General features: G+C 60.8%; 21 protein-coding genes. 11 read left to right on the forward strand and 10 right to left on the reverse strand.

The features are described 5' to 3' along the window. Positions 1–3: 3 nt before the first annotated feature. From HCK86_RS11255 to HCK86_RS11285, 7 genes are all read right to left on the reverse strand, one after another. Entirely contained in the window at positions 4–1,011 is a 1,008-nt protein-coding gene (locus tag HCK86_RS11255; protein WP_176084576.1) for a substrate-binding domain-containing protein, read from the reverse strand. Beyond that, positions 1,001–1,618: a dual specificity protein phosphatase gene (locus tag HCK86_RS11260; protein WP_176084577.1), complete on the reverse strand. Its 618-nt coding sequence runs from the start codon at positions 1,616–1,618 to the stop codon at positions 1,001–1,003. Before HCK86_RS11260 ends, HCK86_RS11255 begins: the two co-directional genes overlap by 11 nt. A gap of 3 nt (positions 1,619–1,621) precedes the next feature. Further along, entirely contained in the window at positions 1,622–2,647 is a 1,026-nt protein-coding gene (locus HCK86_RS24075) for an MBL fold metallo-hydrolase (protein WP_176084578.1), read from the reverse strand. Continuing rightward, entirely contained in the window at positions 2,635–4,377 is a 1,743-nt protein-coding gene (locus tag HCK86_RS24080; protein WP_176084579.1) for an iron ABC transporter permease, read from the reverse strand. The genes HCK86_RS24075 and HCK86_RS24080 overlap by 13 nt, the downstream gene beginning before the upstream one ends. Before the next feature lie 5 nt (positions 4,378–4,382). Next, complete coding sequence (locus HCK86_RS11275; protein WP_246739558.1) at positions 4,383–5,357, reverse strand: ABC transporter substrate-binding protein; 975 nt, start codon at positions 5,355–5,357, stop codon at positions 4,383–4,385. 24 nt (positions 5,358–5,381) lie between these two features. Beyond that, complete coding sequence (locus HCK86_RS11280; protein ID WP_176084580.1) at positions 5,382–6,470, reverse strand: ABC transporter ATP-binding protein; 1,089 nt, start codon at positions 6,468–6,470, stop codon at positions 5,382–5,384. Between the two features lie 181 nt (positions 6,471–6,651). Next, positions 6,652–7,827 carry an ROK family transcriptional regulator gene (locus tag HCK86_RS11285; protein WP_176084581.1) on the reverse strand — a complete coding sequence of 392 codons (1,176 nt, stop codon included), beginning with the start codon at positions 7,825–7,827 and terminating at the stop codon, positions 6,652–6,654. 95 nt (positions 7,828–7,922) lie between these two features. Here HCK86_RS11285 and HCK86_RS11290 point away from each other — a divergent pair, with 95 nt between their 5' ends. The 10 genes from HCK86_RS11290 to HCK86_RS11335 all read left to right on the forward strand — a co-directional run bounded on the left by HCK86_RS11290 (position 7,923) and on the right by HCK86_RS11335 (position 18,850). Then, positions 7,923–8,975 carry an ABC transporter ATP-binding protein gene (locus HCK86_RS11290; protein ID WP_176084582.1) on the forward strand — a complete coding sequence of 351 codons (1,053 nt, stop codon included), beginning with the start codon at positions 7,923–7,925 and terminating at the stop codon, positions 8,973–8,975. Continuing rightward, positions 8,972–9,826, forward strand: a complete 855-nt coding sequence (locus tag HCK86_RS11295) for an ABC transporter permease (RefSeq protein ID WP_176084583.1) — start codon at positions 8,972–8,974, stop codon at positions 9,824–9,826. Before HCK86_RS11290 ends, HCK86_RS11295 begins: the two co-directional genes overlap by 4 nt. Then, the gene (locus HCK86_RS11300; RefSeq protein WP_176084584.1) at positions 9,823–10,650 is read left to right on the forward strand and encodes an ABC transporter permease subunit; all 828 of its coding nucleotides are present in this window, start codon (positions 9,823–9,825) and stop codon (positions 10,648–10,650) included. The genes HCK86_RS11295 and HCK86_RS11300 overlap by 4 nt, the downstream gene beginning before the upstream one ends. Positions 10,651–10,692: 42 nt before the next feature. Then, positions 10,693–11,799, forward strand: a complete 1,107-nt coding sequence (locus tag HCK86_RS11305) for an extracellular solute-binding protein (RefSeq protein WP_176084585.1) — start codon at positions 10,693–10,695, stop codon at positions 11,797–11,799. Between the two features lie 128 nt (positions 11,800–11,927). Further along, positions 11,928–12,698 (forward strand): DUF1868 domain-containing protein, encoded by a 771-nt coding sequence (locus tag HCK86_RS11310; RefSeq protein WP_176084586.1) that lies wholly within the window; start codon positions 11,928–11,930, stop codon positions 12,696–12,698. A gap of 637 nt (positions 12,699–13,335) precedes the next feature. Continuing rightward, the gene (locus HCK86_RS11315; protein ID WP_210259894.1) at positions 13,336–15,549 is read left to right on the forward strand and encodes a glycoside hydrolase family 3 C-terminal domain-containing protein; all 2,214 of its coding nucleotides are present in this window, start codon (positions 13,336–13,338) and stop codon (positions 15,547–15,549) included. Positions 15,550–15,572: 23 nt separating this feature from the next. After that, positions 15,573–16,850 (forward strand): MFS transporter, encoded by a 1,278-nt coding sequence (locus tag HCK86_RS11320; RefSeq protein WP_176084587.1) that lies wholly within the window; start codon positions 15,573–15,575, stop codon positions 16,848–16,850. Positions 16,851–16,863: 13 nt separating this feature from the next. Then, a complete protein-coding gene (locus HCK86_RS11325) occupies positions 16,864–17,595 on the forward strand; it encodes a sulfite exporter TauE/SafE family protein (RefSeq protein ID WP_176084588.1) in 732 nt (243 codons plus the stop codon). Positions 17,596–17,725: 130 nt separating this feature from the next. Continuing rightward, a complete protein-coding gene (locus HCK86_RS11330; RefSeq protein WP_176084589.1) occupies positions 17,726–18,334 on the forward strand; it encodes a TetR/AcrR family transcriptional regulator in 609 nt (202 codons plus the stop codon). A gap of 132 nt (positions 18,335–18,466) precedes the next feature. Further along, positions 18,467–18,850 (forward strand): hypothetical protein, encoded by a 384-nt coding sequence (locus tag HCK86_RS11335; protein ID WP_176084590.1) that lies wholly within the window; start codon positions 18,467–18,469, stop codon positions 18,848–18,850. Positions 18,851–18,952: 102 nt separating this feature from the next. Here the strand turns inward: HCK86_RS11335 and HCK86_RS11340 are convergent, their stop codons facing one another. Both HCK86_RS11340 and HCK86_RS11345 read right to left on the reverse strand, forming a co-directional pair. After that, positions 18,953–19,567, reverse strand: coding sequence for an invasion associated locus B family protein (locus tag HCK86_RS11340; RefSeq protein WP_176084591.1), 615 nt, complete (start codon positions 19,565–19,567; stop codon positions 18,953–18,955). A 129-nt stretch (positions 19,568–19,696) separates the two neighbouring features. Continuing rightward, positions 19,697–20,455, reverse strand: a complete 759-nt coding sequence (locus tag HCK86_RS11345) for a SapC family protein (protein ID WP_176084592.1) — start codon at positions 20,453–20,455, stop codon at positions 19,697–19,699. Between the two features lie 592 nt (positions 20,456–21,047). On the opposite strand from HCK86_RS11345, the gene HCK86_RS11350 reads away from it, so the two are divergent. After that, positions 21,048–23,867 (forward strand): pitrilysin family protein, encoded by a 2,820-nt coding sequence (locus HCK86_RS11350; RefSeq protein WP_176084593.1) that lies wholly within the window; start codon positions 21,048–21,050, stop codon positions 23,865–23,867. 142 nt (positions 23,868–24,009) lie between these two features. On the opposite strand, the gene HCK86_RS11355 is transcribed toward HCK86_RS11350, so the two are convergent. Then, positions 24,010–24,873 carry an aldo/keto reductase gene (locus HCK86_RS11355; protein ID WP_176084594.1) on the reverse strand — a complete coding sequence of 288 codons (864 nt, stop codon included), beginning with the start codon at positions 24,871–24,873 and terminating at the stop codon, positions 24,010–24,012. Positions 24,874–25,154 lie beyond the last annotated feature (281 nt).

Genomic DNA, 25,154 nt, shown 5'->3' on the forward strand with positions numbered 1-25,154 from the left:
GCCTCAAGGAGGCGGTGACGCCACCGAGCCACGCTCGACGAGGCTGACTGGAATGAAGCGATGTGTCGCGGCCGCATTGGCAGGACCGGCAATGGCGTCCAACGTCGCTGTGGTTAGCGCCGCAAGCGACTGGCTGATGGTCGTCAGCCGGTGTGACGACCAGGCCGAAATCGGCGCGTCGTCGAAGCCGATCACCGACAGATCGCCGGGGACCGACAGGCCAAGTGCGTGGCGTGCTGTATTCATCACGCCGAGCGCAATCTCGTCGGTTACACCGAAAACGCCGTCAATGCCCGGCCTGGATAACAGGCCATGCGCGGCGGAAACGCCCGTTTCATAGGTGTTGCCACCCTTGCTCCAGGCCGTGACCGGAATATTTTCCGCTTCCATCGTCTCGACAAAGGCACGGGCGCGGGCAAGTTTGGCAGAGGTGCGCGAAGCCGACAGCACCACCGCCACCTGCCGGCATCCGGCCGCAATCAGCCGCTTTGCCGCAAGTGCCCCGCCTGAGGCCGAATCCGCCTCGATCTGGTCGACCAGACCGATATTGTCCGGCGCCGGGCGGTTGATCAGCACCAGCCTTGTGCCATTGGCGGCGGCAAGGCGCATCAGCCCGTCCGGCACGGCGCCGGAGAGCAGCACAACCGTGCGAACCCGATATTCCAGAAGGCCCGACAGCGCCGTTTCGACATCGTCGCCCGTTCCGGCCAGGTTGAGCAGCATGCATTGAAGCCCGTTGGCATTGAGCGCAGCCGTCAGCGCGTCAACCTGCGCTGAAATATAGGGGTTGGACAGGTTGGCACCGACAAGGCCAACCAGATCCGAGCGGTCCTTGTGAAGCGTGCGCGCCAGCTGATTGACGCGGTAGCCGAGTTCTTCGGCCGCCTGCATTACCCGCGCGCGGGTCTTGGCAGAAACACTGGCGCCATCGGTGAAGGCGCGCGAAACGGCCGAACGTGAGACGCCGGCCCTCTGGGCCACATCCAGGGCCGAGACAAACTTACCGGCCATGGTCGGGTGTCTCGTGCGGATCATTGCCAATCAGGCGGAGGCGCTGCACCTCATCGGCGAGCGCCAGCATCGGCGCAAGCGGATAGCTGTCATCAAGCCCGCGCAGGCGGCGCAGATAGCCAAGGGCGATCTCGAAATCGGCGAAATCCGCCGTCATGAACCGTGACAGCCAGAGCGCGATCAGCGCGACAGAGCGAGACCGCCCGCCACGGCAATGAACCAGAATATGGCCCGGCCTGTGCTTCGGATAATGCGGCTTTGCCGGAACATAGCCGCGCATCAGCGCCTCGATCAGATAGACCGCCGCCGCCATCAGATAGGCATTGTTGCCCGCGCCATCGATCATGCCGATCTGGTGTCGGCGGATATGGACGCCGTCCTTCAGCATGAGCGGCAGCACAAACATGTTGATCGAGACATTCAGCGTCTCGGTGATTCCGGCATCAAACAGGCAATCGGCATTCTCGGCGGCGGCGAGATTGCCGAGATAGAGCGTTTTGCCATGCGGGCCGACCTGTTGGACAACCGGGAAAAGAAGCGGGCGGTCATCCTCGCGGGCTTCGCTTTCCGGCACCTGATCCGGCATTCCGAGCCGCTGTTGCATCATGATTCAGATCTCCGTTTCGCGTTCGAGTCTGAGGCGGGAGCCGAGGGCAGCGCTCAACACCGGTGCCTCTTTCATGTCGACAAAGGCCGGCAGCACCGTTTTGGCGCCGCAATGATCGGCAAGCGCCAGGATGTCGCGTCGGCGCGGATGAACATTCCAGGCCATCCATTGCGCGTTTCCGCCGTCAATCAGCGCACAGGCCGGCGAGGCTTTGGGAACATGGCTCGAGAATATGAAACGAAAGCCGCCGCGCGCAAGCAATTGCCGGGAAAGGCCGCTCTCGGCATTGGAGGCGGTGGCGATAATCACCTGATCAGGCCGCGCCCGCTTCGCATCCGTCGCGGGCAGGCTGCGGCCGGTTGCGGCGGCAAATTCGGCGGCAACGACGTCGTCCAGCACCACGTCAAGCCCGCATTTCTCCATGGCCAGCGCCATATCGGCGCCGCGCCCGGCGGCGGGGCAGCACAGGACCGCACCAGATCGTGCCGCGGCGGCCATGTCATCCATCTGCGCGGCAAGCGAGGTATCGCGGTCGCCATAGGAGGCGTCGATCAGCAGGGTTGCCGCTGCCGGCATCATGTCGAACGGCATGCCGGGGGATTCCAGGCTGATATCGCCGCTATAGATGAACCCGCCGCGTGCCGTTCGCAGGTGAAGCCAGACACCGCCGGGTGCATGGCCGCAACGCCCTGTGGTGAACTGGAGGTCGCCGAGGCGAAAGGCTCCGGCCTCGGGGATCTCGATCGTCCTGACCGGCCGCTCTGCCGCCGGCAGAAAGCCGAATGTCCTGGCGGTGGCAAGGACCGGTGGATTGCCGATCTCGCCGAGCCTTGAAAGCGCGCCGGCATGATCGACATGGGCATGGCTGAGAAGCACCGCATCGATCCGCCCGAGACCGGCAAGATCGGGATGTTCGCCAGGTTCCAGCCCATCGCCGCAATCAAGGAGAATGCGCCGGCCTGCGCTTTCCACCAGAAAGACGGCGGCACTCTTGCGGTTCAGACCGCTGATCACTGTCAGTCGTGCCACGGCAGAACACCCTGCGGCAAACGCCGCGCAAAGGTGAGGCTGACGAGCATCAGCGTCAGGATAACAAGCACCATCAGGCAGCCGACGGCGGCGGCAAGCGTCGAGGACCCGGCCTCTTCCAGAAAGATGATCATCGGTCCGATTGTCTGCGCCCGTGAGGAGACCAGCAGTACCGAGGTCTGGATTTCGTTGATCGCCGTCATGAAGACCAGGATGGCCGAGGCGGCAGCGGCCGGGGCCAGAACGGGCAGGATGATATCCTTCAGCCGGGCAAGAAGACTGGCCCCGACCACCTGGGCGGCTTCGTCCAATGCGCGTTCGACCTGGGCAAAGCCGCCGAGAATGGGCTGCAGCGACAGCGCCAGATAGTTTGACAGATAGGCAGCAAGGATGACCCAGACCGTGCCGTAGAAGCTGATTCCGATCAGTGGCAGCGGCTTCAGGAAAAACAGGATCATCGCCACGCCGATGATGATGCCCGGCAGCGCATAGGCAAGCTGTGCGGCAAGATGGAGCAACCGCGGCGCCACCCCCTTGCGCCAGGAGAGGAAATAGCCGAGCGCCACGGATACCGGGATCAGGATCGCAACGGAGATGGTGGTCAGCCACAGGCTGGTGAAGAAGGCCTTGCGGATAGCTGGGTGGTGAAACAGCGCGTTGGCGAAATTCTCGAAGGTCAGCGTGTCGATATTGAGCGGCTGGCCATAGCCGCGCACCAGCGCGGAGCCTGCAAGCGCTGAAAGCGGCAGCGCCAGCGTGAAAAGCAGATAGGCCCATGCCAGCGCCGTGACAGGCAGGCGCCAGCGCCCGAGCGGAAAGCGGACGCTGCGTGCCGCACCATCGACGCGCTGATCGCCGGCGCGGCCGAGAAAGGCAGCTGCCGCCATGCCTGCAATGGTAAGCCCGGCCAGAAGCAGGGCAAGCAGCGCCATATCGTTGAGCGCTGATGGGCCGTAGGAATTCAGTCGCTGGTAGATCAGCGTGATCAGCGTTGAAACGCGGGCAGGAATGCCAAGCATGGCCTGAATGCCGAAATTGCCGATCGACGAGACGAAGGCGAGGGCGGCGCCGGCAAAGATGCCGCCGCGGATCAACGGCAGAACCACCGTCATCGTAGCGACCGACGGCCGGGCGCCAACGGCACGGGCAGCTTCGATCAGATCGCCGGGCACGCGTCTGAGATTGGCGCGGACCGACAGGAACACCAGCGGAGCATTGTAAAGGCCAAGCAGCAGGATGATGCCGCCTTCGGAATAGAGCGGATGGCGCATGCCGGACGACAGTGACAGACCCAGCGCTCCCAAAACCGGGCTTGACGGCGAGAAGGCCTGGATCCAGGCCAGTGCGATCACCTGCGGCGGGATCATCAGCGGCAGGACAAAGCCGAATACCCAGGCCACCCGTCCCCGCATGTCACTGAGCCCGACGACCAGTGCGGCAAGTGTACCGGCAAAAGTCGAAAGCGCCGTTGCGGCAATGGCGATGGTGATCGTATTGAGGATTGCCGTCATCACGCGGCGACCGCCGAGCACATCCGCTATGCGGGCAGGATCAAGGCCGGTATCGGTGAAAAGCGCAGCGTAGACCAGGCGGCCAAGCGGCAGGATCGACAGCACGCCGACAAAGGTGACCAGTGCCAGTATCAGCGTGCGTTCATGCCTCAACAGGCCCGTGACGCTGGCAAGCGTCCCGAAAGGACGCTCGCCGTTGATGGATGTGGACAGGTCCATCTCAATCAGAGCCCGAAGATCTCGGAGAATTTGGCCGTGACCGCATCATTGTTCTTCACCGCCGCATCGACATCATAGCCAAGCAGCTTCATCGATGAGAGATCGGGATAGCCGTCCGGACCGGCAACGCCGGGCATCAGCGGAATGTAGCCCTGTTCGGCAACCAGTTCCTGGCCCTTTTCCGACAGCAGGAAATCGACAAATTTCTTGGCAGCCTCGGCATGTTCGGTGGTCTTCATGATCGCGACCGGCTCACCGATGAAGGAGACACCGTCCTTCGGCGCGATATAGTCGACCGGTGATCCGTCGGCCTTGGCCTTCAGCGCATTGGCATCGACGATGATGGCATATTTCGCCATGCCCGAGGCAACAGCCTTGGTGCCCGGACCATTGCCGCCCTCAGGCACGATATCGAGCTTGTTCAGGCCTTCATAAAAGGCCCAGCCGATGGCCGGGTCATTGATCAGCGCATGAAGGTGATTGAGCGCCGCACCCGAGTAGAGCGGACTTGGAACGGCAATCTGACCGCGGTTCTCTTCCTTCAGCAGATCATTCCAGCTTTCCACCGGTTCGGCATTTTCGGTGTTATAGGCAATGCCGGTGGTGATGGCCTTGGTGCCGAAATAGGTCATGTCCTTGTCATAGGTGGCCGGATCATAATCCGCGACCGGTGCATCCGGATAGGCCATCAGCATGCCTTCGGCCTTCAACGTGCCAAGGTTGATCGGATCGGCGACGAGCAGCACATCAGCCTGAACCTTGCCGGCTTCCTGTTCCGCACGCATGACATTCATCAGCGCCGATGTGCCATTGCGGGTCCAGTTGACCTTGATATCGGGGTTCAGCGCTTCAAAGGCATCAACGGTCTGCTGCGCCACTTCCGGCGGCTGGCTGGTGTAGAGTGTGATTGTCTCTTCGGCATGGGCCGCCGAAAAGGCGAGCGTGGAGACGGCGGCAAGGGCAAGCATGCGGATCTGCATGGGAAAATCCTCGAGTGAAATGAACTAGAGCAGGACTTTGGCGGATTGGGGGTCCTCAAGGACCCAGCCGTCGGTCAGCGTGACGGCTACGCGCTGCCCGGGCGAAAGCGAGGCCGGGGCAGGGACGTTCATGAAAAGTGTGGTATCAAGATCGGGACCGGCGCCAAGCTCGACGCGCAGCATCTCGCCGCGATAGGTCAGGCGACGGATCACGGCGTCGATGCCCCCGGTCTCCAGGCAAAGCCTGAGATCGGCCGGATGAAAGGCAACGCGCGCCTTCGCTGCGTGGGCCCGGCTGGCGCGGCAGCGCAATAGAACATCTTGCCCGAAAAACCGCGCGCGGGCATGGCCATTGCCATCGGGCCAGACCTCTTCGATCGTGGCAATCTGACCGTCACCGATAAACCCGGCGACCATCTCATTGGCCGGCTCGCGATAGAGCTGTGACGGTGTGGCGAACTGGGCGATCTGCCCTCTGTCCATCACGGCAACGCGATCGGCGAGCGCCAGGGCTTCAGCCTGATCATGGGTGATATAGAACATGGTGGCGCCGCTCTCGCGGTGAAAGCGCGAAAACTCCGCTTCCATTTCACCGCGCAGATGCACATCGAGATTGGCGAGCGGCTCATCCAGAAGCACGATGCCTGCCTCCATGGCGAGGCAGCGCGCCAGCGCCACCCTTTGCCGCTGGCCGCCGGAAAGCGCCGCCGGCCGGCGGTCGGCGAGATCGGAAAGCCCGACGGTCTCCAGCACCCGCGCGGTGCGCCGATCACGGTCCGCCCGGGAAAAGCCCTTGATCCTGAGGCCGTAGGAAACATTGCCGGCAACGCTCATATGCGGCCAGAGCGCGTAATTCTGAAAGACGACACCAATGCCGCGATCTTCCGGAGCGACATGCTGTCCCTTGCCAGAAACCAGCCGGTCACCAAGCCGGATCGCGCCATGATCAATCGGCTCGAAACCGGCAAGGGCGCGCAGAAGCGTGGTCTTGCCGCAGCCTGACGGACCGAGCACGGCAACGAAAGAGCCCGCGGGGATCGAAAGCGAGATACCGCGCAGGACGGTCGTCACACCAAATGACTTTTCGACATTTTCGATTTCGATCGTGCTCATTTCTCAACCTGAACTGTGGGCCTGCACCGTCGCCATGACAGATGCCGGAGCCGTTTTGCACAGCTGTGCAATGCGTCGGCGCCATCAATGCGCCAGCGATGTGACAGTTCGATTTCAGAGATTTTGCGGTTCTGTGAAAATTGCCATCAGCCGGGCTGCACCGGCCGGAGCCTTCACCGGATCATCGAAACAGCCGGGTGCGGATCGGCAGCAAAGCGGCGCCCAGAACGTTTGGATCGGTTCCGATCGCGCTGATCAGCAATTCCGGTTCCGGCAGTGGGATGCCATAATCATCCAGTCCGCGCGGACTTGCAGCCGCCGCCAGCCGCTGGCGCAGATCCAGCGGCGCCTCGCCGCCAAAGACGACGGCGGCCGGATCGACAATACCAGACAGCGCCCTGAGGATCTGATCGAGCGCCGGTGTGACACGGGTGACCCAGCGCTCGATCACCGGCCAGGACGGGTCATATCGCGCCTTGAGCGCCCCGACGGTTGCAATGTCGTAGCCCTCATCCTGCAGCATCGCGATCAGCGTCTTGAGCGCCGGACGTCGCTGGCTTTCCTCATCGGTATAGATTGAAGACACTTCCGCCGCATTCATATGGTGGCCGGTAAAGGGAGCGCCATTCAGGACGAGGCCGCCGCCAAAACCGAGATTGATTGACAGATAGGCAAAATTATCGAAGCGGCGCCCGGCGCCGACCCAGTTTTCAGCCTCTGCGCCCAGCGTCGCATTGTTTTCCGCCATCAGCGGAAAGGGAAATATGTCACCGAAAAAGGTCGAAACATCACGCCCGTGCCAGGCATCCAGCCGGCGCGGCGTGACGAAGGCAAGCCCTGGCTTGCGCCGATAGCCCTGCATCGAGACGCCGATACCCGCAATCCGCTCCGGCGGCAGGCCGAGCGCGCGGATCATCGCCGGGACCGTGGCGCGGGCGGCATCGCGCACAGCCTCGGGCGCACCGGGATCCGCTTCCAGCACGCTCAGATGCAGGATATCGCCGAGCAGATTGGTGACGGCGATGCGCACGTCTTCGGTATCAATGGCAAGGCCGATGCCAAAGGCGCCATTCGGTTCGAGCGCCAGCATCGGGCTCGGCTTGCCGCGACCGGTGATCTGTGGCGCCTCGAGCCGCAGCAGCCCGCGCGTGATCAGATCCTCGGCCAGACGGTGGACGCTTTGCTGCGACAAGGGCGTGGTTTCGGTCAGCTCCGACCGGGCCACGCAGCCCTGGCGCCGCACAGCATCGAGCACAAGGGCACCGCTGCGCCCGATCGCAAAGATCGAGGCTGCATTCTGCTCACTGTTGCCGTCGCCGAAGACCATGCCCGAATCTGCCCGTCCTGCATTCGTCACGCTTATTTTTGAGCATGAAGCGAAATCAAAATCCATTGTCACATTAATTATACTTAAACTGAGTAATAAAGCCTCGTTCAACAGAGGCAAGGCTTATGACTGGCATTTCCGCCGAAAATCTCGCTATGCGCTTCGACCGGTTCACCGCTGTCGATGACGTCAGCTTTTCCGTGAAATCCGGTGAATTCGTCACCCTGCTCGGTCCTTCGGGCTGCGGCAAGACCACGCTTTTGAAGATCATATCGGGATTTTTGACGCCGAGCGCCGGCCGGATCTTCCTTGGTGGCGAAGATGTCACCCGGATACCGCCAGAACAGCGCGATACTGCGCTCTGCTTCCAGTCTTACGCCCTGTTTCCGCATCTCAGCGTTGCCGAAAATCTGGCGTTTGGGCTGAAGCAGAAGAAGGTTCCGCTGCGCGAGCGTAAGGCCAGGATTGGTGACATGGCCGAGAAACTGGGGCTGACGGCACAGCTTGCCAAGTTGCCCAACCAGCTTTCCGGCGGCCAGCAGCAGCGCGTGTCGCTGGGTCGGGCTCTGGTCATGCGCCCCGGCGTGATCCTGTTTGACGAGCCGCTTTCCAATCTTGATGCCAAGCTGCGCGATCAGGTGCGCATCGAAATCCGGCGGATCCAGCAGGAATCGCAGCTGACGGCGATCTATGTCACCCATGATCAGGCCGAGGCGCTGGCCATGTCCGACCGGATTTTCGTGATGAATGCGGGCCGGGTGGAACAGGCCGACACGCCGGAAGGTCTCTACCATGCGCCCCGCACCCGTTTTGTCGCCGATTTCATCGGCGGGGCGAATATTCTTGACGGTCAGATCGAATGGAAGAGTGCCGGGCGCGCTGTCATCCACACGCCGATCGGGTCACTGCCAATGCCGCTCAGCCCGGCCGAAGGCGACAAGGCCTATGCGATCTGCTGGCGCCCGGAAGCTGCCCGCATCCTGCCGCATGCCTGCGAGGGCGCGCTGTCCGGCCGCGTCGTCAACCGTGCCTTCCAGGGACAGTTTACCGATCTCATGGTCGAGACCGCCGGCATTTTCTATCGCATCCAGACCCGCGAGAGCAGGATCGGCGAAGGCGATATGATCCACTTCGACCTGGCGCCGGAAGCTGTGATCCCGCTGGGAACAGAACAATGACGGCGCGACGCTGGCTCGTCATCATCGCCCTGCTGATGCCCGGTCTCGGGCTGATCCTGGCGCTGATCGGTACGGTGGTCTATATCGCGATCGCCCAGTCTTTCGGCTATTTCAGCTTCTCCGGCGGCAGCCGGTTCTCCACCGCCTTCTGGAGCGAAGTCTATGGCCGCAATCTGTTTGCCCGTTCGGTGCGCTACTCGCTCTATATCGGCACGGTCAGCGCCATATTGTCCGTCGCGCTCGCCTATCCGCTGGCCATCTGGTTGAGAAAGCCCTTTCCCGGATCGATGACCATCGGTGCCATGCTGAAAGCACCGATGCTGGTGCATGGGCTGGTCGCCGCCTTTCTGCTGCTCAACATCATTTCCTATCACGGTCTTCTCAACCAGTTCATGCAGGGGCTGGGGCTCTGGAGCGGTCCGCACCGGCTGCAAAATGACCGCCACGGCATTGCGGTTCTGGTGCTGGAAGTGTGGAAGAACCTGCCCTTCGCGCTGCTGCTCTTGACCGGCGCCGTTCAGGGGATCTCCGATGATGTGCTCGATGCCGCCCGCGACATGGGGGCCGGCGCGTGGGATCGCTTCCGCAAGGTGATCGCGCCGCTTTCCGTGTCGGCGATGCAGGCGGCCCTGGTGATCATCTTCATCGGCGCACTGGCCGATTTCTCGTTCCAGACCGTGGTCGGCCCGACCAATGTTCAGTCGCTGGCGCAGCTGATGGTGTTCTTCAAGGGGCGCGGTGACTGGCATTCGGCCGCCGTGGTCGGGGTTTCGATGATGCTCCTGGCCCTGATCGGCTCGACGCTTCTGGCTGCCCTCACGCGTCTCATCCTCAAGGGACGGCTCAAATGACCGGCAGAACGCTCAATACCGTGCTGATCATTCTGCTGTCGATCGGCTTTACCGTCTGGCTGGTTCTTCCCTTCGGCATGGCCGTCCTGTGGTCGCTGGTTGATCCGTCGAAGCCCTGGACTGCCGATACGCTCTTGCCTCCCGCCATGTCACTCGTCCGCTGGAGCGACATGTGGGCGCATTCCGGCCTCAAACAGGCGCTCCTGACATCCTATATGCTGGCGCCGTCAGCGGCGGCGACCTGCCTGCTTTTCGCCTTGCCGACGGCGCTTGCGCTGGGCCGCTTTCGCTTCCCCGGCCGGGAGGTCGCCAAGATCTTGTGCCTGCTGCCGCTGGTGGTTCCGGGCTTCGTCACCTCGATCTTCTTTACCGCGCTGCTGTTTGCGCTGGGCTTACAGAACTTCCGTTTCGCGGCAATCGTCTTTGCCCATGCGGTGCTGTTCATGCCCTATGCGATCCGGATCATGACGGTGAGCTTCGAACAGGTGCGCCAGGATCATATCGATGCCGCGCGCGATCTTGGCGCCAGCCCCTGGGCACGGCTATCCGTCGCCTATCTGCCGGCGCTGAAGCCCGGCATTTACGCCACGCTCCTGATCGTCTTCATCCAGTCCATCGAAGAATTCGCCATCGCCTATATCGTCGGCTCGCCCGAAATCGTGACGATCCCGACCCTGCTTTATGCAGCCCTTGGCCAGGACTTTGTCCGTCCCAATGCCGCCGTGCTGTCCCTCATCCTCGTCGTCCCCAATGTCTTGTTGATGCTGATCCTGGAAAAACTGCTGAAATCAGCCAATCCGACGCTTGCCTCGGGCAAGGGATGATGCGGGGTACCCGCCGCACCACCGAAACGGAGATCATCCGAAATGCTCAAATCCCTTCTTCTCGCCACCGCCGCTCTTGCGATCGGCACCACCGCCGCTCTTGCCGACGATCTTTCCGCCAAAAACTGGGATGACATCGTCGCCCAGGCCAAGCAGGAAGGCGAACTGAACTGGTATGTCTGGTATTTCCAGGACGATTTCCGCAAGGCCGTCGCGCCCTTCGAGGAAAAATACGGCATCAAGGTCAATATTCCGGCCGGTGGCACCGCCTCTGGCAATGCCGACAAGCTGCTTGCTGCCAGCAATGCCGACAAGGGCGACATCGACGTTTTCGCCTGGGGATTCGATGACATGGCGACGCTGGATTATGCGAAAATGTTCCAGAAGCTTTCCATGCTCCCCGAAGACGCCGGCCGTGTCGGCAAGGTCAATGCCGTGGATGGCGATGGCTATGTTCTGGCCTATTGGGGCAACCAGACCGGGATCGCCTATGATCCGGCCAAGGTCGATGCCGCAGACCTGCCGCAGACGCCGGATGATTTCGCCGCCTTCTGGAAGGATCATCCCGGCCAGTTCGGCTTCAATTACGAAAATGGCGGCTCCGGTCCGTCCTTCTTCAAGAATGTGCTGCGCGTCGTCTCCGGCGATGACTTCTCCGATGGCACCGTCACCGATGCCAGGCTTTCGGCGCTCGAACCGGGCTATGATCTGTTCAACACCTACGCCAAGGACTATGTGATCACCACCTCGAATGCCGACAGCATCATCCGCATTTCCGATGGTGAGCTGGCGATGGCGCCGGCCTGGGAAGACCATCTTTCCAGCCTGCAGAATTCCGGCGAAGTGCGCAAGGATCTGAAGCTCTACATCCCGTCCATGGGCATGAATGGCGGTGGCAATGGCGTGGCAGTTCCGCTCAATGCGCCGCATCCGGCCGCGGCCGCCCTGTTTATCGCCTGGCTGACCTCACCGGAAACCCAGACCATGTTCAACACCACATTCGGCACGGCGCCGATGAACGCCAATGCCGATGACAGCCACGCGCTGATTCCCAACAGCCAGCGCCAGTACCGGGTTGCCGATGGCGCCCAGCCCTTCCGCAAGGCGGTTGAAGACGGCTTCGTCGACAACGTCATTCTCAAGCGCTAGCGCATCGGCGCGATTGTCGACAAGGCATGATGCCTTCACCGTGTAGCACTTCCGGCGGCAACGCACCTGCCGCCGGAAATTGCGGTCTCATCCCGGCCACCTCGAAAATAACAACAAAAGATTTCGCCATGACCTCCAGACAGTTTCATCCAAAAAGAACCGAACCGCCCGCCGATCTCTGGCTGAACAGCCTCGTCGCCGGGGGCACGTCCCAATCCCTTCCCCCCAGTATCACCGCTGCCGGAAAGGGCGGCAAATTCGCCACCGATGGCACGGTTCTGCCCTATCCCGGCAATACCTTCATCTGCCATATCGACAAGGCGTCGCCGGAATTCGATATTCTTCGCCAGTTACAGGGCGAGATCCGCAAGCTTCCCGCCGCTTCCTGTTTCAGCTTCCTGCCGCCGGAAAGCCTGCATATGACGGTGTTTTGTGGTGTTTCGGGCAATCCGCTGACCACCGATGGCTGGCCTGAAAATGTCGCGGACGATGTCTCGCTTGCCGATATCACCGACTATTTCTACAAGGCCGCCATGACGCTGAACGGTTTTGCCGGCGTTACCGTGCGCGCTGATCATCTCAAGGCCGGCTATTCGATCCATGCCGAACCGGCAGATCAGGAAAGCTTCGATGCGCTGTGGCGGATGCGCGATGCGCTGCGAGCGGTCACCGGCCTTTCCCGCGATGACCATGACGGCTACCAGTTCCACATTTCCTTTGGCTACCGCATCCGGCATATGCCGAAGTCCATGGCCGAAGAGCATATCACCGCCGTGACCGCGCTGTTTGCGGCAGCGGCGCCGAGACTTCAGGCGATCCGTCTCGGTCCGGTCGAATTCTGCACCTTCGAAAACATGCATCATTTCGAACCGGTGGCCCATCTGCTGCCCAGGCGCTGACGATCGGCCAGAACAGCCCCGGGCCGGGCTTCGTTGGCTGGTGGCTGAGGCGGGCGCAAGCGATCTCCCGCGCGGTGGGGGAGATCGCCTAAAGCCATGATTGCAACTGTTGGATCCGGCCGGATCCGCAGGCCGCCGCGCCAACGGCGGAAAACGGTATCGCAGTCACCACAATGCATTCTTGTTCATGCATTTCACCCACTCAGATAATGGCGTCACATCTCTCCGGAATCATCACGTCCCGGCAGAATAGATGGCGGTTCGCGCCCAATCAGATTCGGCTGATGGCGTCGAAATTCAACGACCGAGCGGCACCCAAACTGCGACCAAGCGCCCTGGTGCCACCGTCCATTCGCCGTCACCTGAGCCCGTCTCTCACGGGCGTGGCTGATCCCTTCCGCGTCGGTCAAGGCCTGTCTATCTATCAGAATATAAATATTAATTATGCCATTTCGGCGATGGTTGGGAGCGGCGGAGGGTGACGGAAACGCTGACGGGACCGCCGCGCCGGCATCGATATTCCAGCCAACAGGCTCTGCCGGGATTTCTAAAAAAAAGCGCTTGACGTCCGCTCAAATCAGGATCAGGTTCCAGTTAACTTAGTGATCGCTAAGTAAATGATACGGGAGGCATACCAATGCGTAGAGACGAACAGGCAGTGCGGGCAACCGCAACTGCCGAGAGCGAAGCCATGTCTTTTTTTGAGGCGGTCGATGCTCTCCGCAATGGCGGAGAGGCAGACGCATTGGCATCCCGGATCTATGCCCAGCTTGACGCTGATGAAAGACTGGCGTTGCTGCATGGCGATACGCCCTTCTGGGAGGGGCGTGGCGAGATCATGGATCACGGTTACAACCATCGCCCCTATGTCATGGGTTCCAACGCCCGTCTCGGCATTCCCGGCATCCGCTTCATTGACGGGCCGCGTGGCGTTGTCGTCGGCAAGGCAACGGCGTTCCCGGTTTCGATGGCGCGTGGCGCATCGTGGAATGTCGCGCTTGAACAGGAAATCGGCCGTGCCATCGGCCTTGAGGTCCGCGCATCGGGCGGGAATTTTTTCGGCGGCGTCTGTATCAACCTGCCGCGCCATCCGGCCTGGGGCCGGATTCAGGAAACCTATTCGGACCAGTCGGTTCTGATTGGCGCGATGGGGGCAGCGCTGGTCCGCGGGACAAAGCCGAATGCCATGCCCTGCATCAAGCATTATGCCCTGAATTCCATGGAAAATGCACGGTTCGATGTCGACGTGAAATGCGATCAGGACACCATGCAGGAGGACTATCTGCCGCATTTCAAGCGGGCGATGGAAGCGGGTGCTGCCTCTGTCATGTGCGCCTATAACCGCGTCAATGGTGACTGGGCGAGTGACAGTGAAAACCTGCTGACCGAGATCCTGCGGGATCAATGGGGTTTCGACGGTTTCGTCATCAGCGATTTTGTCTGGGCGATCCGCGACGCGGCAAAATCGCTGAAGGCCGGGCTTGATCTCGAAGCCCCCTTTGCCCAGCTCAGGGCCGACCGGCTGCCGGCGGCACTTGAAAACGGCGCTGCGGACTGGGACATGGTCGAAACCGCAGCCCGGCGTCTGATTGCAACGCAATTGCGCCATTTCGCCGGACGGGATACAGACGAGCCCGGCACGGACATCATCGCCAGTCCCGCCCACCGCGCCTTATCGCGCCGGGCGGCGGTGAAATCCATGGTGCTGCTGCGCAACGAGACTGTCGAGGGCCGGCCGGTCCTGCCATTCGACGCCGCAAGCCTTGCCAGCATCGCCGTGGTCGGCCGGCTTTCGGATCTGCAGAACACCGGCGACAAGGGCTCGTCCAACGTCCACGCCGCCCATGTCGTCACGCCGCTGGAAGGCATCCGGGCGGCCTTGCCCGGGGCCAAGATCTATCACGCGGACGGTTCCGATGCCGCTCAGGCCGCCGCGCTCGCGGCAAAGGCATCCGTTGCCGTCGTCGTCGTCGGCTATACGGCGGCAGAAGAAGGCGAATGGGTCAATGGCCGCATCTATGGCCGCGATGATCTGATGAAGCTCTATCCCGCTCCGGAAAGCGATGCCGATCACGCGGTGCTCGACACGATGATGGACCGGCTGAAGGCGGCCGAAGGCAAGCCGGAGATCGGCGGAGACCGCAAGAAACTCGGTCTTCTGCCCGAGGCCGTTGCGCTGATCCGCAAGGTCAGGGCTGCCAATCCCCGCACCGTCGTCGTCGTCCAGACGGCAGGTGCGGTGATGATGGCGGACTGGCACGAGGATGCACCGGCGCTGGTGCTTGGCTGGTATGCTGGCATGGAAGGCGGCCACGCGATCGCGGACCTTCTGCTCGGCCGCGAGAATTTCGCCGGCCGTCTGCCCTATGCCATCGCCAGAAGCGAGGCGGATCTGCCCTATTTCGACGCTGCGGCCACCGAAATCACCTATGACCGCTGGTATGGCCAGCGCCGCATTGCCCATGAGGGCAAGACCGCGCTCTATCCGCTGGGTTTCGGCCTTTCCTACACATCCTTCGCCATTGAGAGCGTCAGCGTGACGGCGGGAGATGAGACGGCCGCGACCGTTTCCGTGACGGTCGCAAACACCGGTGATCGCGCCGGACAGGCCAATATCCAGATCTACGGCACCCGGCTTGACGGCGAACGGGCAGGGGAGCGCGAGCTGATCGGCTTTGCCGTCCTTGATCTCGCCGCCGGTCAGACAGCACGGACCACAGTCATCACAACCCTTCAACCGCTCATGCGCTTTGATGCAGCGAAAAGCTGCTTCCATTTGCCGGCGGGTGAAATCCGCATTGAAGCAGCTCGTTTCTGGGGTGACCCGGAGGCTGCGGAAACATCAATCTGATACTGACGAATGGGAGGAAAACCATGTCAGAACCGATCGGGGAGGCCGGAACATCATCGGGATGGACCGGAAAAACCACCAATCTTCAGCAACCACATTTCCCGAAGCGCATCGCCATCGGCCTTGCCATCGGTGCCTTTTGCTGGATCGTTGCCTATCTCGGCGCCGTTGCCGTGCTGCTGCCAGCCCGCGTTGCCGAGATCGATCCCGGCAACAAGGCCACCATCATCGCACTCAACTCGACCATCGCCATGGTGGTTGCAACGCTTGCCAACCTGCTGATCGGCGCCTTTTCCGATCTTACCCGCAGCAAGCTCGGACGCCGCACGCCGTGGATCTGGATCGGCGCCATCGGCTCGCTCGTCAGCCTGCTCTATCTCGGCCATGTGAAGACGGCGACCGGGCTGATCGTCACCTGGGCGATCTACCAGATCTTTCTGAATGCCATCATCGCACCGTTGATCGCCACGATTGCCGACCGCATCGCACCACGGTTCCGCGGCAGTGCCGCGTCTTCCTATGCACTTGGCATCGGCCTTGGCAGCGGTCTCGGCCAGGTGATTGGCGCCCAGTTCCTCGGCGATATTTCGCAGGGCTTCCTGATCCTCGGCGTGCTGACAGCCATTGCCGCACCGGCAGCCTCCTTCTTCTTCCGCGAGCTATCAAGCCTGCCGATGCCGAAGAAGACCTTCAGCCGCGAGATGGTTCTCGATCACTTCGTCTTCGCCCGGCATGATGCCCGTGACTACTATCTGGCGCTGTTCGGCAAGTTCTTCATCATGGTCGCAAAGTTCTCGGTGCAGGGTTACATTCTCTACATCCTGACCGATTACATGCTGCTCGACCGTGCGGATGCCGGCCGTTATATCTCGCTGACCGCAACGATCATCATGATTGCCGGTATCGCCATGGCGTTTGTCGCCGGGCCCGTCGCCGACAAGCTCGGCCGGATCAAGCTTCCGGTGGTTCTGGCCTCGCTTTTGATCGCCATCGGTGTTTTCCTGCCCTATCTGTCGCCAACCCCGCATATGATCATTCTCTATTCGGTCTTTGGCGGGCTCGGTCTTGGCATTTTCAATGCGGTCGATCAGGCGCTGAACATTGCGGTTCTGCCTGATCCGGAGACCTCGGCAAAGGATCTCGGCATTCTCAACTTCGCCAGCACCGGTGGCCAGATCGCCGGGCCGCTGGTCGCCGCCGCTGCCATCACCAATGTCGGCTATCACGCACTGTTCATCGTCTCGGCCGTCACCGCCGTGATCGGGGCGCTGCTTTTCCTGGCGATCCGCCGGGTTCACTGAAGGATACAATGAAATGCCGCTTCTCCTGACATCCGTTTTCATCGGCGCGGTCCTGCAGCGTGTGTCGGGTATCGGCTTTGCAATGGTCGTGGCGCCGTTCACGATCATTGCAATCGGCCCGGCCCAGGGGGTCGTTCTCGTGCAGATGTGCGGCGTTGCCTCCGCCATCATCGTACTGACGCAGGTGTTTCGCGATGTGAACTGGAAAACCTATCTCGTTCTCCTGCCCGCCAGTGCCGCCGGTATCGTCATCGGCACGGTTTTCGTCTCCCGTTTCCCCGGCGCAGAGGCGGAAATCATCAGCGCCATCGTCATGCTTCTGATGCTGGCGGCCTCGGTAACCGCCGGCTATCTCAGGGAATATCCGCGCAATGCCGGAACATTGACGGCGGCTGGCGGCCTGGCCGGGGCGATGACGGTTCTGGCCGGTGTCGGCGGTGTCGCACTCACCTCGCTGAAAGAGGCGACCCGCTGGGACCAGCGCTCCTTCGTCGCCACGCTGCAACCCTATCTGATCACATTGTCGACCGGAACCGTGATTGCCCGTCTTGCCGCCGCGCCGGATGCGTGGCCGGCGCTGGCGGCCTGGGTCTGGGGCGGCATTGTTGCCGTCATGGTGGTCGGCATGCTGTTCGGTGCACAGCTGACACGCTGGATGAAGGCGCGCCATGCCGCACAGCTGACCCTCGCCCTGTCGCTGATCGGTGCCCTTGCAGCGCTTGCCGATGGTATCAGCAAACTTTAGGAAACGATGCCGCTCCGGTTTTCCGGCCGATGTACAACAGCGCGGCTTCCGTTTCGCGCTGACCCGCTTTACTGTCAATCACGTGATTCACGGAAGAAAGGGCCCTGGCGGCCTGTCTGGAAAAACTGACATGGGTGCATTGGGCAAGGGCACGGGCCGGCGTCTCAAAGCGGAAGACCGGCGCAACCAGATCATCGACGAAGCATCTGTGCTGATTTCCGGACGCGGCTATTGGGGCATATCGATCCGGGATATCGCGCTGCGTTGCGGGATCACCGACACCGCCATTCTCCATCATTTCGGCAATAAGGAAAACCTGCTGCTCGCCATCATCGAGAAGCGGGATGAGGATGACCGGCAGGCCTTTGCCGCCTATCTCGGGGTCAGGCGCGACACGCTTTATGAGCAGATCCAGAGCTTTGCGGTGGAAACCATTTGTCAGGCGCTTGTGCATCGCAATGCGTCCCAGCCGGAGATCGTCCGGCTCTACACGCTGCTCAGCGCCGAGGCGCTGCAACCGAACCATCCGGTTCACAGCTACTTCGTCGCCCGAGAACAGCGCGTCATCAAGACCTTTGCTGCTGCGCGCTGTCATCTGAAGATGGATCCGATCGCCCGCGGCCGCCTGCTTCTATCACTTATGGATGGGGTGCAGCTGCGCTGGCTGCGCGATCCTGAAAATATCGATCTGATTGCCGAGTGGAACACGGCCGCCGGCGTCCTTCTGGGCCGGGATTGATCCGCTCAGGGCCGCACCGCCTTGTGCAAAGGCGCATTCGCGGCCGCCTGAGAAATATTTAAAGAAATGAATTTTTTATATGTTTTCAGTAAACTAGCGTGACCACATTGTCGAAATGAGGGAGACTTCACAATGGGATCAGATATATCAAGAATGCAGGGAACAGGGACGTCCGGCGATAATGTCAGGCGGAATGAAGATAGACAGCAATTCCTGAACCAGTTGTCGGTTAACTATGCTCGGCACGAAACGCGCCGCGGCGTAGAAGACTTTCGCCGTAATCTTCAGCAAAAGTCCGACGCTGATTATGTCCGGTTACACAGGCAGAACGGCGCGACCGACAGCGACGCGAAAATCCTTGAAGACCGGAACAAAAGCGGTCTCGGTGCAAGCACATCCGGATCAGCAACCGGCAACCCGTACAGCGAAGGCTCGTCGAACGCCGCATCTGCCCGCAGCGAACCGGACAGGAACCGGAACAACGCACAGCAGCCTCACGGATCGCAGGGACGCTGAAAAGCGATGATTTAGGCCGCACTGGCTGCCGCCAGCGTCATGCACTATCGGCCTCTCGGGAGGGGCGGCTTGCCCCTCCCAAAACTTGGCAATCGTATCCGACTATTCCACAGGTGGTTTTGCCGCGATGGCGGCGGCGAACCCCTTGAGAGACAAGGGCGCCTTGATGGCCTGCCCATTCATGGACTGGAAAGTGATCGAGGCAGCATCCGTCGACTTCAGCTCGGCAAATTCCTCAGCAGTGAGTTCCCGGTCAGCCGTGCAAACCTGTCCGCAGGTGACAAAGGTGAGTTCGATTTGGTCGGCCTCGGCGGTGACGGCGCCGCCCTTTTTCGGTGTTTTCGCGGCTTCGGGATCTGCTTCACCAAGCGTTAGGGTGACGCCCTTGCGAAGATCAACGCCACTCGGCGTCTGCACGACCACACGCGGCAATTCCGCCATGGGTAGCTTGCCGACAGCGATGGTCAGAAGGCGCTGGGTCTGGCCGTCTTTCTGCTGCATGTTGAGGGTCTGAGTCACCTCGCAGACGCGTTGCGGCGCAGCTGGATCCGCTTCACCCTGTTTCTGGATCTGCACGAGCATGCAATGCTGCTGCCAGTCGCCGTAGGCAACGGTGATATCGGAGGGCGATACGACGTCGTCGTCGGCGAATGCCGTTGTCGACGCAATGATCGAACCAAAGGCCATGACGGCCAGAAACTGAAAACTTTTTCGCATGTTGGGCTTCCCCCTTTTTGGAATAGTGAACGGGCCGCATTCTCATGACTGGCCAGTCAGCGCTGTCGTGACTGGTCCATGTCCCGTTCGGCTGACATGATGAAGACCGGCAAGATGGCCATTTGGCTGTCAGGCCGCAGCGGAGCCATTTTCGAGGATGTCGAGCTCGACAAGGCGCTGCCAGTTCTGCGCGGAGGCGAGATGAAGCACGACGGCGTCCGTAAAGCCTTTCTTGTGCCAGGCGGCGACGACATCTTCCGGCAAGGCCCGGAAACGGTCTGCGTCAACAACCAGAAATCCGTCCAGACGAAAGCGCTGCTTGTCCACCAACGTCATTTCAGCGCTTTTTTCGACCAGGAGATCATGTGCCGTCAGTTCCTTGACCAGTTCATTCCCCAACAGCGAGCTGCGGTGGAAATTGTGGCAGAAATCGATCGCCTGCTTTGCGCCCGGACTGGCCGCGCCGTCCTTCTCGAACAGGGGTATGGGATCGTCAGCCTGGGCAGTCGCCTTGATCCGGTTGCATGACGAGTCAAAACCGAGAACCGAATGCGACTGATCCTGCGACTGGATGATGATGAAGGGATAGCGGCGTACATAGGCCGGGATATAGGTACCGGATTTCCAGTGGCCCTGTTCCGTGACAAACAGATTCTGCCTTGCCCGGAACCCGGTGACGGCCACTGGCGAGGGCATGTCGCTGCCGCGGGCAAACACGATCGGGTAGTCTCTCGATGCAGGCAGAAACTCGGACGGCGGCAGCGGTATCGCGTTTGTGTGTCGGGCAAAGCTAAAGTCATCACGGCGTTCGAGGCAGAGGTCGCGATGATCTTCAAAACGCAGTGCCTCAGGGGTGCGGTAGAACAAGGGTAGCGCATTGTCTGTCATTGGCTTGTTTCGCAGTTCTCTCGTGAATGGGCTGGATTGTATGCAATTTCATATACAACTGTAAGTACCCTATACCGAGTTGATGAAACTTCCAATATTACTTGTTTTAAATTTCCGTCAGAAACTTTTTGGCGGTTTGGTGCCTGTCAAGCCTGGTGATTCCGCTTGATCCTGAGACGGGCCGCGACGCTGCCGTCCCATGTATTGATAGCGGCGAAGCCGTCCCCTGCCGTTCGATGCGCCGCGCGCTTGAGGGCCGGCGTTCTTTCCCGGTGCTTTATATGCACTTTATAATCGCATGAATGTCTGGCGAGGCTTACGGCGCTGTGTCGTTTCGGGCGCTGCATCCCGCCCCGGAAACGCGGTCGCTGCACGCATTTCAGCTGTTATCGCTGGGGAAAATCAGCCCACGCCTCGGTTACCGGTTTGTGCCGTTATGCTACGTTGACGGTAGGTGACATGTCCGGATTTCCGGCGCCGGGCTGGCGCCATCCTGCCGCAACAATTTTCCCTCAAATGCGCCCAATTCTCTTCTCAACCTTCAGCTGCAAAGGTCTGTCCGATAGCGGATGACGCAACCGAAGGAGATGAAATGGGGCGCGCCAATTCACGCATTGCCTTGCCTGCGATCACACTGCTCACATGTCTGCTGGTACCGCCTTTGGCCGCCAATGCAGAAAAGAGAGCACCGGTCTTTGAAGGCACCCAGAAGCAGGCAGACACAAAGGCCCTAGAGCTGGCCGTTTCAGCCAGGGTCATTGACGCGCTTGCGCTCGACATTCCGGCAGAAATGACTGTTCTCGACAACGGCCTGACACTGGTCGTGAATGAGGATCATTCCCAGCCGCTGATCGCTGTCAATATCTGGTATCACGTCGGCTCCAAGGACGAGCCTGCCGGCAGAACAGGATTTGCCCATCTGTTCGAGCATCTGATGTTCAACGGTTCAGCCAACTTCAATGACGATTTCTTCAAGGCAACCAGAACACTCGGGGCGACCGACCTGAACGGCTCGACATCGACGGACCGGACGAATTATTATGAAACCGTTCCCAGGAATGCGCTGGATTCAATCCTGTGGCTGGAAAGCGACCGGATGGGACACCTGCTTGAGGCCGTTGATCAGGCGAAGCTGGATGAACAGCTGGCCGTTGTGAAGAACGAGATGCGGCAGCATGAGAACCAGCCTTATGGCAAGGCCTTCGAGAGGGCCATGACGGCTGGCGTTCCCTACGGACATCCCTATCATCACCCCGTCATCGGCTCCATCGAAGATCTTGATGCCGCCACGCTGGACGATGTCAAAAACTGGTTCCGCGATTATTACGGCCCGTCCAATGCGGTCATTACCCTTTCGGGCGACATCACCATGGATGAGGCCCGCGCCAGCGTTGAGAAATATTTCGGCAATATCCCCGGCGGCAGACCGATTGTCGCTCCCACCAGCTGGCCGGTCAAGATGAACGAACCGGTGCGGGAGGTCATCGAAGACAAGGTCTCGCATCCCCGCCTTTTCAAGGTCCTCAATGGCCCGATGCTCGTTAACCAGGACACAGCCTTTCTGAAGGTTCTGGCGTTTATCCTCGCTGGCGACGATAACAGCCGGCTCTACAAGCGGCTTGTCGTGGATGACGGACTGGCCACGGATGTCGATGCCTTCGTCTACGAGCGCGAACTTGGCGGTCAGTTCATCATCAGCGTCACGGCAAAGAAGGATGCCGACCTCGATCGGATCGAACAGATCCTGCAGGCGGAAATCGCCAAGCTGGCCACGGCTGGCCCGAGCGATGCCGAGCTGGCCTATGCTCGCGCTTCGATGCTCTCGGAATTCGCCCGCAATCTCGAAAGCCTTTCCTTCAAGGCTGACCTGCTCAGCGCCAGCACGACGTTTTTCGGCGATCCTGCCGGTTGGACAAGCGAGATCGACACCATCAAGTCTGCTGACGCCGACGACCTCATGCGGGTCGCAAAGGACTGGCTCACCGAGCCTGGCTATACCTCGTGGGCGATCCCTTTCCCCGACTTTTCCGTATCGGGCCAGGAGGCTGATCGTTCTGGCTTGCCGAGGCCCGAGGGCATGGCAAAGGCTGTGTTTCCGGAGGTTGAAACCGCGCGTCTTGCCAATGGCATGCAGCTGATGGTCGTCCACCGTGACGGCGCTCCGATTGTCGACTTCTCGATGCTGCTGAAAACCGGCCCGGATGTGGCCTGGAAAGAAAGCGCTGAGGGAACCGGTGCATTGGCCGTGACACTGCTTGCGCATGGCACCGACACGTTGAGCCGCGACGAGATCAAAACCGAGCTCGGGCTGCTCGGCGCGGATTTCTCCGCAGCAATCGACAGCAACGGCAGCCGGATCTGGCTTTCGGCGATGAAAAGCGGGCTGAGGGAAAGCCTTGCCATCTATTCAGACATCATCATGCATCCTTCCTTCCCGCAGCAGGAGGTTGACCGGGTCAAGGCGCTGGCACTGGATGATCTCGAACTGAGCAAGGACAGTCCCGTTGATGTGGCCGACCGTGTCATGTCTGAGGTCATGTTCGGCGCGGACAGCCCCTATGGTCGTCTGGCAACCGGGCAATCGCTTGCCGCCATCGACCGGGCGGCCCTCGAGCGCTTCTACAGCACCTGGTTCCACCCCAATAATGCGACGCTGATCGTCTCCGGCGATACGCGCCTTTCAGAGGTCCAGCCGCTGGTGGAAGCGGCTTTCAGCGGCTGGGACAGCCAGACTTTGCCAGCGGTGATCGTCCCGCAAGAACCTGTCATCGACGCGGCAAATATCTATCTCGTTGACAAGCCCGGTGCGATCCAGAGTGTCATCAAAGCGGCGGTCACGGGGCCGGCCCGATCGCAGGCCGATCAGGAAAATCGCCGGATTTTCAACCAGGTCATGGGCGGTGACTTCGTTTCACGCATCAATATGACGTTGCGTGAGGAAAAGGGCTGGTCCTATGGCGCGCGCAGCAATTTCGGTGGCCCTGATGGCGGCCGGCTGTTTTCGGTCACCGCGCCGGTACAGTCCGACAAGACGGCGCCAGCCATGGCGGAAATCGCGACGATCCTCAGGGGCGTGGTGTCGGATCAGGCAGTTGCCGCCGAAGAGGTCGAGGCCGCGAAGGATCAGGCCATTCTGGGCCTGCCGGATGCCTGGTCAACCAATCAGGGGATTATCGGCTATCTCGTCTCCGAGGTTCAGAACGGTCTGCCGCAGGGCTATTATGACGATTATGCCGACAAACTCGAAAGCATCGACGTTGATGCCGTGAACCAGGCAGCGCAGGTAATTCTTGGCGGAAAGCCACTGACCTGGGTGATCGTTGGCGATCGGGCAAAGATCGAGGATGACATCAGGGCGCTTGGCCTCGGTACGCTTCATGTGGTCGATGCCGACGGCAATCCCGTCGAGTAAAGCCCAAGCGTGCCGGCCAGCCTGTCCTTGTGGACGGGGCTGGCCGGCATTGCCGGTGACGCGCCCGTCCGGGCCGTCATCCAGAACGGCTGCAGGCGGTGACAGCACCCTGCAGCCGTTTCGGCATATGCAAACAGCGCGCTTACAGCTTCGCGCCATAGACCGGGAACATGTTGGCATCGCCATAGTCCTTGATCCGGTCCATGGACTTCAGCACGTCCATATCGGCCGCGGAAATCTCGAAATCGACGGCGGCGTTGGTGCGCATGTGATCAGGATTTGCGGTTTTCGGCAGCGGCAGCAGGCCCAGTTCAAGGCAATAGCGAATGCTCAGCTGCGGGACGCTGACGCCGTATTTCGCTGCCATTTCGGCAATTTCCCTGTGATCAAGGATCTTGCCATGGGCAACCGGTGAATAGGCCTCGACCAGAATGCCCTTGCTTTCGCAATATTCGATCAGGTCAAACGGCGTGTTGCTGATATGGGCCAGAACCTGGTTCAGCATCGGCTTGATGCTGGCATTGTTCAGCAGATTGGCCAGATCGGCCTCCTCGAAATTCGAAACGCCGATGGCGCGGATCTTGCCGGCATTATAGGCTTCCTCAAGCGCGCGCCAGGCTTGCAGATTGCCGTCGAAGAAGCGTTCCTCACCGGCGAATTCGCCCCAGGGCTGGGGGCTGTGTATGATCATCAGATCGATATGGTCCAGCCCGAGGCTGTCGAGGGAGCCGTCGATCGCCGCCCTGGATTCGGCATGGGTCTTGAAGGCGGCATCGAGCTTGGTGGTGACGAAAAGATCGTCGCGGGCAAGGCCGCTCGAACGGATCGCTTCGCCGACGCCGCGCTCATTGGCATAGGCCTGGGCCGTGTCGATATGACGGTAGCCGATAGCGATGGCAGCCTTTACGGCAGCGGCAACCGTGTTGTCGTCAATCATCCATGTGCCAAGACCGAGCTTGGGGATCTTTACGCCATTCGGCAGTGTGTATGTCTCGTTCAGGATCATGCCCTTCACCTTTTTTGTCAGTCGATTTACCGGGTGACGTCCAGTGTCCGGCAACGTGCCCGGCGCCAGACCCTGCATCCGCTCGGGCAGGCGACGGGATCGTCAGCGACGACGGACGTCAAGTTTCTGAACGGGAAAATAGGGTCTATGCCGGTCAGGCTGTACCGGCGAGTCGTGCATAGTATCCATGAGTGATGTTCATGAAATGCAGCGGAATTGTCTCAGGCTTTCCGGACTGGGATCCGTCAGCCTGCCGGGCCGGTCCGGCGGGTGCCAGCATT

The organism is Martelella sp. HB161492 (assembly GCF_013184775.1).
GTDB lineage: Bacteria > Pseudomonadota > Alphaproteobacteria > Rhizobiales > Rhizobiaceae > Martelella.

Coding starts and splice junctions, on each gene's coding strand:
- HCK86_RS11255 (WP_176084576.1), bottom strand. CDS start 1,011: ATGGCCGGTAAGTTTGTCTCGGCCCTGGATGTGGCCCAGAGGGCCGGC.
- HCK86_RS11260 (WP_176084577.1), bottom strand. CDS start 1,618: ATGATGCAACAGCGGCTCGGAATGCCGGATCAGGTGCCGGAAAGCGAA.
- HCK86_RS24080 (WP_176084579.1), bottom strand. CDS start 4,377: ATGGACCTGTCCACATCCATCAACGGCGAGCGTCCTTTCGGGACGCTT.
- HCK86_RS11275 (WP_246739558.1), bottom strand. CDS start 5,357: ATGCAGATCCGCATGCTTGCCCTTGCCGCCGTCTCCACGCTCGCCTTT.
- HCK86_RS11280 (WP_176084580.1), bottom strand. CDS start 6,470: ATGAGCACGATCGAAATCGAAAATGTCGAAAAGTCATTTGGTGTGACG.
- HCK86_RS11290 (WP_176084582.1), top strand. CDS start 7,923: ATGACTGGCATTTCCGCCGAAAATCTCGCTATGCGCTTCGACCGGTTC.
- HCK86_RS11295 (WP_176084583.1), top strand. CDS start 8,972: ATGACGGCGCGACGCTGGCTCGTCATCATCGCCCTGCTGATGCCCGGT.
- HCK86_RS11300 (WP_176084584.1), top strand. CDS start 9,823: ATGACCGGCAGAACGCTCAATACCGTGCTGATCATTCTGCTGTCGATC.
- HCK86_RS11305 (WP_176084585.1), top strand. CDS start 10,693: ATGCTCAAATCCCTTCTTCTCGCCACCGCCGCTCTTGCGATCGGCACC.
- HCK86_RS11310 (WP_176084586.1), top strand. CDS start 11,928: ATGACCTCCAGACAGTTTCATCCAAAAAGAACCGAACCGCCCGCCGAT.
- HCK86_RS11315 (WP_210259894.1), top strand. CDS start 13,336: ATGCGTAGAGACGAACAGGCAGTGCGGGCAACCGCAACTGCCGAGAGC.
- HCK86_RS11320 (WP_176084587.1), top strand. CDS start 15,573: ATGTCAGAACCGATCGGGGAGGCCGGAACATCATCGGGATGGACCGGA.
- HCK86_RS11325 (WP_176084588.1), top strand. CDS start 16,864: ATGCCGCTTCTCCTGACATCCGTTTTCATCGGCGCGGTCCTGCAGCGT.
- HCK86_RS11330 (WP_176084589.1), top strand. CDS start 17,726: ATGGGTGCATTGGGCAAGGGCACGGGCCGGCGTCTCAAAGCGGAAGAC.
- HCK86_RS11335 (WP_176084590.1), top strand. CDS start 18,467: ATGGGATCAGATATATCAAGAATGCAGGGAACAGGGACGTCCGGCGAT.
- HCK86_RS11340 (WP_176084591.1), bottom strand. CDS start 19,567: ATGCGAAAAAGTTTTCAGTTTCTGGCCGTCATGGCCTTTGGTTCGATC.
- HCK86_RS11345 (WP_176084592.1), bottom strand. CDS start 20,455: ATGACAGACAATGCGCTACCCTTGTTCTACCGCACCCCTGAGGCACTG.
- HCK86_RS11350 (WP_176084593.1), top strand. CDS start 21,048: ATGGGGCGCGCCAATTCACGCATTGCCTTGCCTGCGATCACACTGCTC.
- HCK86_RS11355 (WP_176084594.1), bottom strand. CDS start 24,873: ATGATCCTGAACGAGACATACACACTGCCGAATGGCGTAAAGATCCCC.